General features: G+C 36.0%; 16 protein-coding genes, 4 tRNA genes and 4 riboswitches. Of the genes, 2 read left to right on the top strand and 18 right to left on the bottom strand.

Features of this window, described 5'->3' with window-relative positions:
* Positions 1–69: 69 nt before the first annotated feature.
* A riboswitch (cyclic di-AMP (ydaO/yuaA leader) is annotated at positions 70–213 on the bottom strand.
* Positions 214–453: 240 nt separating this feature from the next.
* From ACTDJC_RS20655 to tenA, 12 genes are all read right to left on the bottom strand, one after another.
* Entirely contained in the window at positions 454–690 is a 237-nt protein-coding gene (locus tag ACTDJC_RS20655) for a hypothetical protein (RefSeq protein WP_098308091.1), read from the bottom strand.
* Positions 691–707: 17 nt separating this feature from the next.
* Positions 708–1,109: a hypothetical protein gene (locus ACTDJC_RS20660; protein ID WP_253628642.1), complete on the bottom strand. Its 402-nt coding sequence runs from the start codon at positions 1,107–1,109 to the stop codon at positions 708–710.
* A 94-nt stretch (positions 1,110–1,203) separates the two neighbouring features.
* Positions 1,204–1,355: riboswitch (cyclic di-AMP (ydaO/yuaA leader) on the bottom strand.
* Positions 1,356–1,449: 94 nt separating this feature from the next.
* Positions 1,450–2,262 carry a bifunctional hydroxymethylpyrimidine kinase/phosphomethylpyrimidine kinase gene (gene thiD / locus ACTDJC_RS20665; protein WP_440604567.1) on the bottom strand — a complete coding sequence of 271 codons (813 nt, stop codon included), beginning with the start codon at positions 2,260–2,262 and terminating at the stop codon, positions 1,450–1,452.
* A gap of 14 nt (positions 2,263–2,276) precedes the next feature.
* The gene (locus tag ACTDJC_RS20670; RefSeq protein ID WP_440604568.1) at positions 2,277–3,296 is read right to left on the bottom strand and encodes a thiazole biosynthesis adenylyltransferase ThiF; all 1,020 of its coding nucleotides are present in this window, start codon (positions 3,294–3,296) and stop codon (positions 2,277–2,279) included.
* Entirely contained in the window at positions 3,289–4,059 is a 771-nt protein-coding gene (locus tag ACTDJC_RS20675; RefSeq protein WP_253628639.1) for a thiazole synthase, read from the bottom strand. Before ACTDJC_RS20675 ends, ACTDJC_RS20670 begins: the two co-directional genes overlap by 8 nt.
* A 2-nt stretch (positions 4,060–4,061) precedes the next feature.
* Complete coding sequence (gene thiS / locus ACTDJC_RS20680) at positions 4,062–4,265, bottom strand: sulfur carrier protein ThiS (protein WP_440604569.1); 204 nt, start codon at positions 4,263–4,265, stop codon at positions 4,062–4,064.
* 15 nt (positions 4,266–4,280) lie between these two features.
* A complete protein-coding gene (gene thiO, locus ACTDJC_RS20685) occupies positions 4,281–5,390 on the bottom strand; it encodes a glycine oxidase ThiO (protein ID WP_253628637.1) in 1,110 nt (369 codons plus the stop codon).
* Positions 5,374–6,003, bottom strand: a complete 630-nt coding sequence (tenI, locus tag ACTDJC_RS20690; protein WP_440604570.1) for a thiazole tautomerase TenI — start codon at positions 6,001–6,003, stop codon at positions 5,374–5,376. The genes thiO and tenI overlap by 17 nt, the downstream gene beginning before the upstream one ends.
* 10 nt (positions 6,004–6,013) lie before the next feature.
* Entirely contained in the window at positions 6,014–7,033 is a 1,020-nt protein-coding gene (locus tag ACTDJC_RS20695; RefSeq protein WP_098308075.1) for an ABC transporter substrate-binding protein, read from the bottom strand.
* Positions 7,030–7,782 (bottom strand): ABC transporter permease, encoded by a 753-nt coding sequence (locus ACTDJC_RS20700; protein WP_429711008.1) that lies wholly within the window; start codon positions 7,780–7,782, stop codon positions 7,030–7,032. The genes ACTDJC_RS20695 and ACTDJC_RS20700 overlap by 4 nt, the downstream gene beginning before the upstream one ends.
* Positions 7,779–8,528: an ABC transporter ATP-binding protein gene (locus ACTDJC_RS20705; RefSeq protein ID WP_440604571.1), complete on the bottom strand. Its 750-nt coding sequence runs from the start codon at positions 8,526–8,528 to the stop codon at positions 7,779–7,781. The genes ACTDJC_RS20700 and ACTDJC_RS20705 overlap by 4 nt, the downstream gene beginning before the upstream one ends.
* Positions 8,497–9,192 (bottom strand): thiaminase II, encoded by a 696-nt coding sequence (tenA, locus tag ACTDJC_RS20710; protein WP_440604572.1) that lies wholly within the window; start codon positions 9,190–9,192, stop codon positions 8,497–8,499. The genes ACTDJC_RS20705 and tenA overlap by 32 nt, the downstream gene beginning before the upstream one ends.
* 85 nt (positions 9,193–9,277) lie before the next feature.
* A riboswitch (TPP riboswitch) is annotated at positions 9,278–9,378 on the bottom strand.
* A 59-nt stretch (positions 9,379–9,437) separates the two neighbouring features.
* A riboswitch (TPP riboswitch) is annotated at positions 9,438–9,546 on the bottom strand.
* Between the two features lie 403 nt (positions 9,547–9,949).
* Here tenA and ACTDJC_RS20715 point away from each other — a divergent pair.
* On the top strand, positions 9,950–11,107 hold the full coding sequence (locus tag ACTDJC_RS20715) for an SH3 domain-containing protein (protein ID WP_440604573.1): 1,158 nt from the start codon (positions 9,950–9,952) through the stop codon (positions 11,105–11,107).
* 6 nt (positions 11,108–11,113) lie between these two features.
* Positions 11,114–11,449, top strand: a complete 336-nt coding sequence (locus ACTDJC_RS20720) for a hypothetical protein (protein WP_098308065.1) — start codon at positions 11,114–11,116, stop codon at positions 11,447–11,449.
* A gap of 312 nt (positions 11,450–11,761) precedes the next feature.
* Here the strand turns inward: ACTDJC_RS20720 and ACTDJC_RS20725 are convergent, their stop codons facing one another.
* The 6 genes from ACTDJC_RS20725 to ACTDJC_RS20750 all read right to left on the bottom strand — a co-directional run bounded on the left by ACTDJC_RS20725 (position 11,762) and on the right by ACTDJC_RS20750 (position 14,732).
* Positions 11,762–12,913 carry a DUF3965 domain-containing protein gene (locus ACTDJC_RS20725; protein WP_253628631.1) on the bottom strand — a complete coding sequence of 384 codons (1,152 nt, stop codon included), beginning with the start codon at positions 12,911–12,913 and terminating at the stop codon, positions 11,762–11,764.
* Positions 12,914–13,368: 455 nt separating this feature from the next.
* Positions 13,369–13,788: a CBS domain-containing protein gene (locus tag ACTDJC_RS20730; RefSeq protein WP_098308059.1), complete on the bottom strand. Its 420-nt coding sequence runs from the start codon at positions 13,786–13,788 to the stop codon at positions 13,369–13,371.
* Between the two features lie 610 nt (positions 13,789–14,398).
* Positions 14,399–14,470: transfer RNA gene (locus tag ACTDJC_RS20735), tRNA-Glu, on the bottom strand.
* Positions 14,471–14,481: 11 nt separating this feature from the next.
* Positions 14,482–14,555: transfer RNA gene (locus ACTDJC_RS20740), tRNA-Met, on the bottom strand.
* A 16-nt stretch (positions 14,556–14,571) separates the two neighbouring features.
* Positions 14,572–14,644 (bottom strand) — tRNA-Ala (locus ACTDJC_RS20745).
* A gap of 14 nt (positions 14,645–14,658) precedes the next feature.
* Positions 14,659–14,732, bottom strand: a tRNA-Pro gene (locus ACTDJC_RS20750).
* Positions 14,733–14,739: the final 7 nt, after the last annotated feature.

A 14,739-nucleotide genomic window follows, 5' to 3' on the forward strand; every position in this document is an offset into this window, starting at 1 on the left:
ACCATCAAGAGCATAAAAAAGAACACTGAGGATCTACTCAGTGTTCAAAAATGAACAACACAAAAGTAAACCTCCTCTCCAAACGCTTACGAGGTTAGCTGTCGGATTCGGGCCTAAAGAGTAGCCCTACTTTCGTCATGAAAGATTCACCCCAAGTGACAATGCACAAAATTGGTTCCCCCGCTCCATTTCTGGACTCAGCGATATCAGGTTGTTTTTTGGAAATTTTATGAACAATTTATGAAAGTAAATATACTCCTCTAAATTTCACTTGTAAAGAGGTGAAATAGCTAAAATATGAAAATATAACACCTGTTAAACGCTTACATTAATGGGAAATACTCTTTTATCATCTTTTTTCTTTTGTTTTCTTCTTTTTTCGTAAAATAGACGTTCTTTTGCAAATTTAAAACAAAAAGGTTATCTCAATACATGAGATAACCTTCTAAACACTTAATCTAAATCATGAAAAAAAGAACGTAAATTACGACCTCTAACATATACTTGCACTAATTCCGTATGTTGTTTCTCATATTCGATAATGTCTTGCTCTAAATATAAACAAATATCTTCTGGTGGAATAATTACAGATGGCTTCGGAAAGAGTGGATCATACTCAACTAACTCATGTACTCGTTCTAACGATAGAGCCCAGCGCGTTGCTAAATCACGACAAAGGAATATTTTCATATTCGTTTCCTCCGCTCCTACTCTAAAATCAAAAACGAAATGTTATCACAAGTTGTAAACACCACTAATTTAACTCCTATCGTTTCATAGAGGCGCTTTGGATATTGTTTATTTCGCGTGACAACCGTAATAGGTGCATGAAAAGAAAAGCGAATACGCTCCGCAAAAAAACTAATTGTGGATAATTCATCTCCTAGTAAAATTACTTTTTTTATTCCTCTGCATATTTTTACAATCATCTTTGATTCATTTGGACAACAATATGCTTGCTGAAATCCACATGCTTTCACTTCATTAACCATATGCTCATTCTCTGTGAAAATGATTATTTTACTTTGTAAAAGCGCTAAATTTTGTAAACTCTTAATTTTTTCCGCTTCTCCTACACAAATGAGTGTGTACTCTTTGTCCTCATCCATGTATTTCATCCTCCCCCGCATAAAAGAATTTTAAATTATATTATTAAAATTCTTTTATACTAGTCGGACCGATGAATTAATGTATTCATTTGCATCATCCTCTCTCAATACGCTTACGGAGTTAGCTGTCGGATTCGGGCTTTGAGAGTAGCCCTACTTTCTCTAAGAAAGATTCACCCCTAGTGACAATGCACAATACACAATTGGTTCCTCCGCTCCAGACTCTGGATTTAGCGTTCTAGAAAAATAGATTCTGGCTGATATAGTACTCCTAATTTCGGAAAAAGTAAACAAGAAAAAAGCCAGTTTTTTCAACTGGCTTTTTCAAAAAAATACATATTTATACATTTATACTTCTACGTCCATAAGCAAAATGATTCGTTGGTCCGTGACCGCTTCCAATGTTCAGTTCGTCTTCAATTGCTATACTAATAAAACACTTTGCTTCACGAACTGCTTCTTCAATCTCATAACCTTTTGCTAATCCTGCCGTTACAGCTGCGGCAAATGTACATCCGCTTCCGTGTGTTTGCTTGGAATCAATACGTTCGCTTCTGTACTCAACAAATGCCTTGCCATCAAACAATAAATCTATTACTTCATTTCCTTGATACGCCGCATGTCCGCCTTTCATGACAACAAACTTCGCGCCTAAATTATGCAGTACTTTCGCAGCTTCTTTACTATCTTCAATCGTATGAATCTTCATTCCTGTTAATACTTCTGCTTCAGGAACATTTGGAGTAATTACTGTTGCAAGCGGCAACAAATGTTCTTTTAATGCCGCAACAGCTTCTTGTTGTAATAAAGATGCTCCGCCTTTTGCAATCATAACAGGATCTAATACAATATTATTCCATGAAAATGATTTGATTTTTTCAGCTACGATTTTAATAATTTCACTACTAAATAACATGCCAAGTTTCACTGCATCTGGTGTTAAATCAGCGCCGATAGAATTTAACTGTTCTTGAATACCTTCCACTGGAACAGGATATACTCCTTGTACACCAAGTGTATTTTGTGCAGTAATCGCTGTAATTGCTGTCATTCCGTACACACCGAGCTCTTGAAACGTTTTTAAATCAGCTTGAATACCTGCACCGCCGCCGCTATCAGAACCAGCAATCGTTAATGCTTTATTCACTTTCATTTTACTCACCCTTTTTAACCAAAGTAACGATGATAAATTGTTTTTGCTTCCGCAATATCTTTTGTACCATGTACGAGCACACGGCCATCCTGAAATGCTACTAGCCGTTTATCATCAACAGAAAACGATAATAAATACGGATTAACGGTTAAATCCATTACACGATCTTGTAACAGATTTTTATACATAGAAAGATCGAACTGTTCTTTATATGGCGGACGAATTTGCACTGTATTTCTGCCGCATAAAACAGCTGTCTTAGAAGTATTTTCCTTACTTAAATACGGATAAACTGCTTCCTCTCCGCATGATAGACATTGTTTTTTTCTCAATTTCTGTACATTCATACATGAATATTCATTTTTCCATACATCAAATGAAACGAGTCCATCGCGAAGGGCTTCATAATCCTCTACTAAAATCTTTAATGCCTCTGCAATTTGATGTGATACAACGATGGATACAGCAGGTGAAACAATCCCTGCAGTATCACATGTCGCTCCGCCAAGCGGGATAGATTGTAATAAACAAGATAAACACGGTGTCTTTCCTGGTAAAATTGTATAAGAAAGACCGTAACTACCGACGCAGGCTCCATAAATCCATGGCACCGAATGTTTTTGTGATATATCATTTACAATAAAACGGGTCTCAAAATTATCTGTTGCATCGATAATAAGATCTACCCCTGTAACAAACTCTTCTAGTTCTTCTGCTGTTACGTCTTGTACGTAGGCTTCTACAACTACACCGCTATTAATAGCTTGTAAGCGGCGCTTTGCTGCCACCGCTTTGGGTAAATTATTTCGTACATCTTCTTCACAATATAACTGTTGACGCTGCAAATTACTCCAATCAATGTAATCGCGATCAACAATCGTTACTTTGCCAATTCCAGCACGAACAAGCATCTCTGCATTCGCACTTCCAAGTGCTCCTGCACCGATAATTAATACATGCTTTTCTCTTATTTTTTGCTGTCCCTCTTCTCCAATTGGAGAAAACAATACTTGACGGGAATATCGACTATTCAAGAATGCTCATTCCTTCTAACGGGCTACTTGCAGTTGCACAGCGCTTACGTGCAATACGTCCCGCTTCAAAACCTAACCGACCTGCATGAATACTCAGCTTCATTGCCTCTGCCATTTTCACAGGATCTTTCGCTCCAGAAACAGCCGTATTCAGTAAAACACCATCTGCACCTAATTCCATCGCAAACGCTGCGTCAGCTGGACTACCGATACCAGCATCAACAATAACTGGAACAGTTGCTTGCTCAATAATAAAGCTTAAATTCAATGGATTTACAATACCAAGACCAGAACCAATTGGTGATGCTCCTGGCATAACTGCATGGACACCTAATTCTTGTAATTTACGTGCTAACACAACATCATCAGACGTATACGGCAGAACAATAAACCCTTCTTTTAATAGCATTTCGGATGCTTTTAACGTTTCAACTGGATCTGGCAATAACGTTTTATCATCACCGATCACTTCTACTTTAATCATGTCACATAATCCTGATGCTTTTGCTAGTTTCGCAATGCGCACTGCTTCTTCTGCTGTTTTTGCTCCTGCTGTATTTGGAAGAAGTGTATACTTTGTTACGTCAATTTTTTCTAGTAAGTTTGGTTGCTCTGCATCAAAAATATCCATACGACGCACCGCAAACGTTAAAATTTCTGCTTCTGATACTTCAATTGCTTTCTTTTGTACATCAAAATCGGAAAATTTCCCTGTTCCTAATAACAATCTAGAATTAAAAGTAAATGGCCCAATATTTAACATAATCAACCGCCTCCTACGAATGTTACAATTTCAATTTGATCTCCATCAAAAACAGATGTATCTTGATGATCATCTTTTTGTAAAATGTCTTGATTGCGTTCTACAACAACAATTTTTGTCTCTAATCCTAAATGAGCAAGCAAATCAGCTACCGTCTTAACCTCACTTGGTACCTCTACTTGTCTACCATTAATTTTTAAGTTCAAGCTTTCATCTCCTTACTAAATAGATTGTGAAAGCAATGAATCTAATAAACGATTATCTTGCTTTCCTTCTATAAGATCAGCCATATATTGGCCTGAAATTGGACTTAATAAAATTCCATTTCGATAATGGCCAGTACAAGCATATAACCCGTTAATTTCTTCATGCATACCAATATACGGCATACTATGATTCGATTGCGGACGTAATCCTGCCCATGCACTTTCCCATTCTGCTTCTTTTAATGCTGGAAGGATACTATAAGCACGCTCTAATATAGAAGTAATACTTTCTGGACGCACAGCTTTGTTATATGTATGAGGTTTCATTGTCGCCCCAATGACATAGCGTCCACCGCGTTTTGGTGCAATATAAAATCGCTCCTGAAAAATAGGGGTTTGTAGCAGTGGCTTACGACTGCGCACCGCAACAACTTCACCTTTAACAGGGTATGTGCCCCACTCACTATGAAAATATTCTAGTAGTTTTGTACTCCATGAACCTCCGGCAATTACTACTTTTTCACATGAGATTGTTCCTTCTGTTGTAAATAATCCTGTTACTTGATTATCCTTAATTTGAATATCAAACACTTCAGTTTCTTCATATATATCCGTTCCAGATATCGCAGCAGAGTGAGCAAATGCTTTTGTCAACTCAGGTGCAATCACATGGCCATCTTTTGGATGATATACGGCTCCAATAATAGAAGAGGATAAACATGGTTCCTTTTCACGCAGTTCTTCACCTGAGATAAAATGTGATTCTTCTCCTGTTTGTTGCTGCCATTTCATGATATGGAGAAGCCGTACGCTCTCTTCTTCACTTTGAGCAATACGGTAAATTCCTTTTTCTTCATATCCTATATCAATTCCGGTTTTATCACGCAATACACTTGCAAGCTTTGGAAACATCGCGCGGCTTTGCCTACCTAATTCAAACAGCGGATCATATTCATCCCATTCCGCCTGTACACCTAGTAATCCGGCCGCTGCTTTAGAAGCTTCAGAAGCAATCTTTTGTTTTTCAATGATGGCAACTTTATAGCCTCTTTCAGCAAGAAAATGTGCAACTGAACTTCCGATTACACCGCCGCCAACGATGGCAACATCATATATTTTTTTCATGATTCCTCGCCCACTTTCGTATCGTTTCCTTATATAATTTCGCTTGCTTATTCGGTTTTACTGCACTTAAAATTCCGGACATAATTGCAATACCAGTAGCCCCGGTATCAAGTACTTCTGCTGTATTATTAGGAGTAATCCCTCCAATAGCAGTAATTGGGATTGTTAAATGTTTTGCCATTTCTGTAATTTCTTCTAATCCTCTTGGCGGAACTCCTTTTTTGGAGTTTGTTTGAAACAAATGCCCGTACATAAGAGAATCCGCACCGCTTTTAAAAGCAACAATCGCTTCTTCAAGTGAATGAACAGAATAACCAACATGTAAATAAGAAAATTTTTCTTTGACAGATCTCATATCAGCGCTGCGATAGCCAAGCTGTACACGTCTAATATTTAATAAAATTGCAATATCAATCCGATCATTGATTACAAGCTTAGAAGAGGGAAAGCCCTTATTTAAGAGCTTTTCCACACCTTCATATAACTCTTTCGTACTTTTCTCCCGCTCACGAATGTGCAAATAATCTATTTCACTTTCAATCTCAGTTGCTATATTTGCTAACTCTTCAAACGGCATACGACCATTTGATATGACGTGAAGCTCATCTTTCATATAAATTCGCCTACTTTAAAATGTTCTCAAACAACTCATTTGCAGGAACAATTTCTTTTGCCATCCCTTTTTCTTTCAACCACTTATTTTGTTTTTCCCATGAATCTGCTGTATCTGATAAAAATGGTTCATCTTTCGTTTCCATTTTATCTAATAAAATGTTCATACTTTCTTTTTCAACTTCTGGAATAAGAGGGAAATTTTCTTTTTCTTGATGGTCTAATAAAATGTTTAATGCTTCATCTGGATTTTGCTTCATAAATTCGTAACCTTTTTTCGCCCCGCGTAAAAAAGCTTGCAATGTTTCTTTATCTTTCTTCAATGTTTTATCGCCTGTTACAAATACAAGTTCATGATAATTCGGTACACCGTAATCTGCTGGGTTAAAATATGCTGGGTCAAAACCTTCGTGGCGCAGTACTGGTACTTCATGGTTAATATATGCGCCTGTTACAGCATCTACTTTTTTCGTAGTAAGAGCCGGTACTAAATCAAAGCCAACATCAACTACTTTTACGTTATTTGGATTTCCACCATCTTCTTTAACCATCGTTTTTAAATACTCTTCACTTAACGGTGTTCCTGAATATCCAACTGTTTTTCCTTCCAAATCTTTTGGAGAAGAAATGCCAGCTGATTTTAACGATACGACATGGTTTAAAGGTGAGCGAACAACTGCTCCGATAGACTTCACTGGAATATTTTCATTCGCTCTAGCAATAACAACATCAGGCTGATAATATAATCCGACCGTTACCTTTCCTGCCGCTGCTAACGTTAATGGATCAGTTGGATTTGAAGGGAATTTAATATTTACCTTGATACCTTCTTCTTTAAAATATCCTTTTTCAATTGCTGCATAAATAAAGCTATGCACTGCATTTGGATACCAATCGAGCATTACAGTTACTTCTTTTTCACCTTTTTTCTTTTTTTCACTTTTTTCCTTTTCTGATGCCGAATTGCTAGAACACCCAGCAATCATCGCAATTAATAATGTAAACACAAAAATGCGTTTTAATAATTTCATGCATGCTTCCTCCAACTAATAAACTTCTTCTCTAATATAGAAACAAGTAATACAAAGAAAATAGCAAGTAATGACAATAAAACAATTGGTGCAAACACACCCGCACCATCCATTTGTGTCATCATTCGTTTACTAAAATACCCTAGTCCCGCTTGCGCTCCAAGCCATTCTCCAATTGCTGCCCCGATAACACTGAACGGCAGGGCCACCTTCAAAGCAGAGAAAAAGTATGGAAGTGCGGATGGTAATTTCAATTTTAAGAAAACATCCTTTTTTGTTGCACCATATGTAATCAAAAGCTCTTCCCATTCCTTTTTCGTACTGCGAAGGCCATCATACGTATTCACTGCAATTGGAAAGAACGTAATGAGTACTGTGACAACAACTTTACTCCAAATAGAATAGCCAAACCATAAAACAAATAATGGTGCCAAAGCTGTAATTGGAATCGTTTGTGAAGCAACTAGTAGTGGATAAAATGCTTTCTCAGCAAATGAGCTCATACTCATCACCATTGCTAAACCAACACCTAATACAATGGAAATGACAATACCGATAACTGTAACAGAAAGCGTTGCTGGTAAATGTACCGTAAGCAATATATCCCGTAACTCCCACATTTTTTGAACAATGGCACTTGGGGATGGTAAAATGTACATTTCATCGAGAATCCGTGCTCCTACTTCCCAAACAATAAGAAAAATAGCAGTAACAATAAAAGCTGGAACATAATCTACAATTCTTTTCATACAAGTACCTGCCTTTGTAACAGCCCAATGAGTTCATCTTTTAATGCCAGCATTTCTGGACGATGTAAATCCTTTCGAGATCGTTCTTGTCCAAGAGGTACGATCCGTTCCGTCAATGATGTAATGGGCTGCTCTGTTACGATAAAAATACGATTGGAAAGATAAAGCGCTTCATCAACATCATGTGTAATAAATAAAATTGTTTTTCGCCAATGTTTCCATTGTTCAAACAGCCATTCTTGCAGAGATGCTTTCGTCAATGCATCAAGTGCACTAAATGGTTCATCTAATAGTAAAAGATCTCCGCCAGTTAACAACGTACGAATAAAAGAGACGCGTTGCCGCATTCCGCCTGATAAATCTTTTGGTTGTTTATTTTCATACCCTTGCAGTCCAAACTGCTCCAACAATTCTTGTGCTTTCATTTGTGCTTCTTTTTTCTTCACACCTTGGCATTCAAGAGGCAAAGCTGCGTTTTCAATAATTGTTCGCCACGGGAGTAACATATCTTTTTGTGGCATATAACCGACAGGGTGATCGGTTGCTCCTATCACATCAATAGTGCCCTCACTTGCTTTTTCGAGTCCCGTAATGAGCCGAAACAATGTGCTTTTCCCGCAGCCACTTGGTCCAATAATACTAACGAATTCCCCTTCTTGTACTGTAGTATCAAGATTCGTTATAATCTGCTTCTCATCATAATGAAAGGAAACGTTATGAAACTGTAGTATGTTCTTGCTCCTCAAAACCCCACATCTCCTTACGATATGCCATATCCCAGAATAAATATTCAAAACGACTGGAATATAAGAAGATTTCTTCTAAACGATTTAGTTCTTCTTCTGCTTTTCCAATTGCAATTTCATTAAATAAATCAATTAACCATACACAAAGATTTCCGTATTCTTCAGAGCTATACCCTTGAATCCACTCACCAAAAAATTCATGGTTGCGTGCTCCTGGAATATCATTCAAACGCTTTCCAATCTCCCAATAACTCCACATACACGGAAGCAACGCTGCAATTAACTCAGCAAGTGTACCGTTTTGTGATACAGACATCATATAGTTTGTATATGCTAGATTCATTGCAGACGGCTTTGCTAATTCCATTTCTTCAACAGAAATTCCTAAACGCTTTGCATATTGTTTATGAATCGTCATTTCTCCATTTAAAATCCCATCGATTTGTTCAGCAAACTTCGCCATTACTTTTGGATTTGTTGCTTTTACAACACCAATTGCATATAATTTTGCGTAATCTAACAAATACAAATAATCTTGAACAATATAATATTGAAATCTATCTTTCTCTAACGTTCCATCTCCCATCCCTGTTACAAATGGATGATTATGACTCTTTTCCCAAACAGGCTGCACCTTTTCAAATAACCTTTCACAAAATGTCATCTAAATTTCCCCTTCCTATATATATGTATCCAAATAAAAAACCACCTCTATATAAGAAGTGGTTACAGCAAACAAAAGAAAACTTCATTTGTTGTTTCCACTTCCCTACGCTAGTATCACCTAGATCAGGTTATAAGGGTTAAGGTTTCTACCTCTCTCAGCTTACAAGCACCCCTAGTGGTGTTCTATAAAATTTTCAATAAAAAATCCCCGTTTCTATACGCAAAGAAACGGGGACGTTATGTATATCGTCCAAATTGCTTCCCTACGCTAGCATCATCTAGATCAGGTTCAAGGGTCAAAGACTATATGTCTTACTCTCAGCTAGCAACACTAGCCCCCCTAGCATTATATTCATTTAACATAGTCAGTATACCATCGCCATATCTCATCGGCAACTCTTTTGAGTTATAAAGTCAAATTTCCATTGACGGTAATTTTAACCAAAAAATGGTTAGTTAAGTCACTCTATGTCTTACGGGAGTTTTTCATCTTAAAGCCTCTCCCTAAAATATCAACGCTTTGAGCGAGATAAAATATCATTCTATGTATTTTGTAAGTTCAAAAAACGCAAACTTCTTCTATCTATTTCCATAATAGTGATAAATCTGCTATCCTTTTATTATGGGACTTTATAGTATAGGAAAATGTTCATTTATTTTTAATACTACATTTCTATGCGCACAAATCAAGTTTAATATTGTTATATTATAATTTTGAATATAACAATTTATTACATAAGGAGGCCTATAATTATATGAATATGAAAGCCGCAGCAATGACAGCAGCTACTGTAGCAGTTGCTTCTTTACTCCCGTCTATGACAGATTCCACTGTACAAACTGTAGAAGCGCAGCAAAAACCAAAAACGAAAATTGGTTATGTAAAAACGAATACATTACAAGTATATAATAGTCCTAAAACAACAGATTCCGTTATTGAAAACATTGTACGTGACACTCCCGTTACAATTCTTGAAACAACAGAAGAATGGTATAAAATTCAAACTCAAAATAAAACTGGCTATGTAAAAAAAGAAGCAATTTCTTTAACAAAACCAAGCAATAGTAAGCAGCAATATATCGTTAATTCAGACGCATTAAACGTTCGCTCTGAACCAAATACGCAATCTGAAATTATTGATGTATTACCAAATGGGAAATTTGTTACTGTCCAAGAAGAAGAAAATGGATGGTATAAAATTATACATAACGGAACAAATGGCTATGTAAAGAAAGAGTTTTTATCTAACGGAACTCAGCCGTTAGTAAAAGGAGTTACGGTACAAGGCGGAAGCTCTTATTATGTTGCTACTCCAGCATTAAAAGTACGCAGCGGTGCAGGAACAAATACGGCTGTTATTGGTTCTTTAAAGAATGGAACACAAGTACAAGTCGTTGGAAAGGTTGGCACATGGTATAAAATTCGCTACGGATCAGGATATGGCTATGTTGGACAACAATATATATTGCAAGGACAACAACAGCAACAGCAGCAACAAGCTAAACCATCTATTCCAGCTGTATTTAAATATCCAGTTCAAGGGAACGTGAGCTCAACATTTGATGTACGTTGGGGACAGATGCACTATGGCATAGACTTTGCGGCAACAGGGGATATTCCAATTCAAGCTTCTGCACCTGGCACTGTTGTTAAGTCGTACTATTCTACAAGCTATGGAAATGTTGTATTTGTTGCCCATCATATAAATGGGAATTTATATACAACTGTATATGCTCACATGAAAAATCGTGCAGTTAAAGTGGGCGATAACGTAGCAACGGGCCAATTGCTCGGTTATATGGGAAATACAGGACATTCCACTGGTCAACACTTACATTTTGAATTACATAACGGGGAATGGAATTTTGAAAAAACAAATGCAGTAAATCCGCTTCCTTTCCTAGTTAGGTGATGTAAGATGACACGCAATATCCCATTAATTATTGAGTATTTAGCATTTTTCGGTCTCATTTGTTGCTTATTAATTTACAACACAAACATTGTATTTTTAAGCATCGCTATTACGTTCGTTGCTTGTGAAGTGCTGATGGAAGTATTCAAAATTCGTTTAAAACGCCATATTTCACACATATATACTGCACTGTTCATTATAAGTTCTTTACTAACAAACATTATTTATAATGGCCTAAATGCCGCCGCAATTTTCCCTGTATTCTTTATGACTATTCTTCTTATAGTATCTCAATATATATATGTCCCAGAACATCGTAAACATCAATATCAAGAAACATAGAAAGAGGGAAAATGGTGCAACGCTTATCCAAAGCTAGTCTAACAAAATCGTTTTTAGACTTATATGAAAGAATGAATGAATTTTTTGGTATTAAAGAAAATAAAAATGGCCAATTCCTTTTATATGGCATGATTTCTCTCATAATAATTTCTTTTTTTATTTACTATTAAATAAGGATTCCACATAAAGTGGAATCCTTATTTGTATTCTACGCTATTTCTTTTTATTTACTAGACAAAGTATGCTTTCTCAAAGAAATGAACTTTATGTAACCATTAGTTGGAAAAGCATCAAATTAGTGGAAAACTCACTTTATCCGCACGCATATTTTTCATAAATAAAACTTAAGTTATATTTATTTTCTAAGTTCATACGCTGTTCATCGCTACACCAGTAAAATAAAATATCATGTATTGAAGCATAGCGCTTATTCTTTAAAAATTGCTTAATAAAGGAAGGAAAACAATTTGGTAATTGTATAAATATATAATCACGTAGTAGTTCCTCTTTATACCCTATTCCTTTACATATATACATGAGTTCTTCACAATAATATGCATGTTGTGGAACTTGAATCATCTCGAAAAATGGAACATATGATAATAATTTTCCAATAAAATGCTCATATTTTTTCATAAATTCAAATGACATATATTCCATTATTTCTTTTATAACAAATAAATAATCATCAACATGAGTTGTCTTTAATGGATTAAGATGATCTGATATTTGTGCAATCACCGCATGTTGGCATGCTACAACAGCTCGGCTTGGTTCATAATATGTTAAGAAATCAGTGCATTTTCTATATTTTTTCAATAAATCTAGTGTGTATAAATCATAAATATATGTATTACAATATACTGCTAAACCCATTAGGTTTTCATCTAATTTCTCTCTTGATAATGTCTTTGCTTGTTTACAAAGATATAGAAACATAAATTCCAACATTTCTTTATGCGACAAAAGTGCCTTATACTTTTCAATACACTCTACATTAAATTTAATTCTTTCCCAAATAAAGTAATCATTGCTGTCTAACTCAGCAACTTTTTGTTTTATAATTAAATAATTCCAAGCAACTACTTGTGTAAACACATCCCATGATTCATAATCTAGAGATGTTTGTACGAACTCCTCTAATCCTTCATCAACCATAAAACGATAAGCTTGTTGATACCATCCCACTTCTTGACATAAACGAACAATTCGAACTAAAGTTGGCATTTCATCTTTATGAAACTTTGGTAAATTATGTATTTTTTTCATTCCATATAAAATAAAAGGAATTAAATTTTCTTTCTTATAAAATTCTTTTTCTTTCCAAGCCAGAATAGTTCGTTCTTTTCCTTCTCCTTTTGGACGCTTTGGTATAAGCAAAGAGAGTAAATCCGCAAAATTTTCCGGCTTTTCATACGCATCCGTAACCAAATTCCAATTAGGTTCAGTTTGCATAATCGTCATATAATTCCCCCCCGTTTTCTATATGTATGATCAAATACTTTCATGTTAATAAACCCATTATTATATTAATAATAATATTATTATATTCAAAATAATATATAAGACTTTGTATTTATTAGTATACCATTTTTTTCATATGATACTAGTTGTTAACAATAATTTCAAAAGTAATTTACATAAAGCGAAACTTCCATCAGTGGAGGTTTTCTTCATCTCCTACCTATCTTCTTCGCTTTTTCTAAATCTTGAGGTAGGGGTCTTACTGCCCGCAAATAGCGGGATAAAGTATAACTTTAATCCGTGAGGGCTTTATCCCCCACGGATTATTAGTGAAACCAATCGGGGACATGCTAGCAGTTTACCCCTTATATAATTTGCTTTCTGCTAAATTTTGAGATGGGAGTATTACTGCCCGCGAATAGCGAGATAAAGACTAGCATAAAATATTCTATTCTTTACTTTGTATCCTCTGATATTTCACTTAAGGCAACACCCGCCTGATCATCTGCATATTTAGTTGTTGCTAAATCACCAAGTGATAACATTCCCACAATTTGTCCATGTTCAATTACCGGCAATCTTCTGATTTGGTAACGTGCCATTAACTCTGTCGCTTTTTCAACAGAGTCATCAGGAGACACTGAAACAATTTGTGTTGTCATAACATTTGTAATTTGATTAGAACCTGGATGCTTTTCTGCAATCCCTCTCACAACTAAATCACGATCTGTTACAAGACCAATAACTTGGTCATTCTCTACAACAGGAATCATTCCTATATCTTCTTCTTTCATTTTCACAGCTGCTTCATATACATTATCTAGCGGCGTACAATGTACAATATTCGTGCTCATCAATTCCCGAACGGTTGTCATAAATACCCTCCTTTACACACTTTAGCCTTTCCAATTCTCCTCATTTAAATTCGCGCTTCCTAGAAAGATAAATACAATAAGATACGCTCATTTCTATAAAAACAAAGGAAATTGCTCTTTGCCAACCTCGGAGAATTTTCTAAACAGCACCGGCTAAGGTCACAATTAGACTTTTAGTCACTAGCCATAGAACAAACTAAATGGGGTATTCTTAAATATGACGATCCATCTAAGATCATTAGGATTGACGAGAGAAAATATTAATTTTATTCATCAGTTTAGCTAAAATAGTCAATTGATGAAATATAATGCACTATATTCTTTCCTAATTATATAAAATAATACAAAATCCTTCATTATTTACAATAAAAAATGAAATATTTCATAACATATTAAAAATAAACTTACTGTCAAAATGAGCTATGGGTATTTATATCATCCAGCTACCTTCTTTGACTCCTTTGAGCCTTAAGGTAAATCTGGGAGTAGTAGGATAAACATATTTATATATTTATAAGGAGATTATTAATCAAAGATGTAGAAGGCATAATATATAATATTATTTTTTTCAAATAAAAAAGAGTCAGCACCATGCTGACTCTTTTTGAAGTGACCCGTACGGGATTCGAACCCGTGTTACCGCCGTGAAAGGGCGGTGTCTTAACCACTTGACCAACGGGCCGTTAAAAAATATAGCGGCGGAGGGGATCGAACCCCCGACCTCACGGGTATGAACCGTACGCTCTAGCCAGCTGAGCTACACCGCCATAAATAAAGTATAAGTGGAGCCTAGCGGGATCGAACCGCTGACCTCCTGCGTGCAAGGCAGGCGCTCTCCCAGCTGAGCTAAGGCCCCATTTTTTAAAACTATCGGGAAGACAGGATTCGAACCTGCGACCCCCTGGTCCCAAACCAGGTGCTCTACCAAGCTGAGCCACTTCCCGTTAATAA

Origin of the sequence: Bacillus sp. GB_SG_008, from assembly GCF_052038115.1 — a bacterium.
GTDB lineage: Bacteria > Bacillota > Bacilli > Bacillales > Bacillaceae_G > Bacillus_A > Bacillus_A rhizoplanae.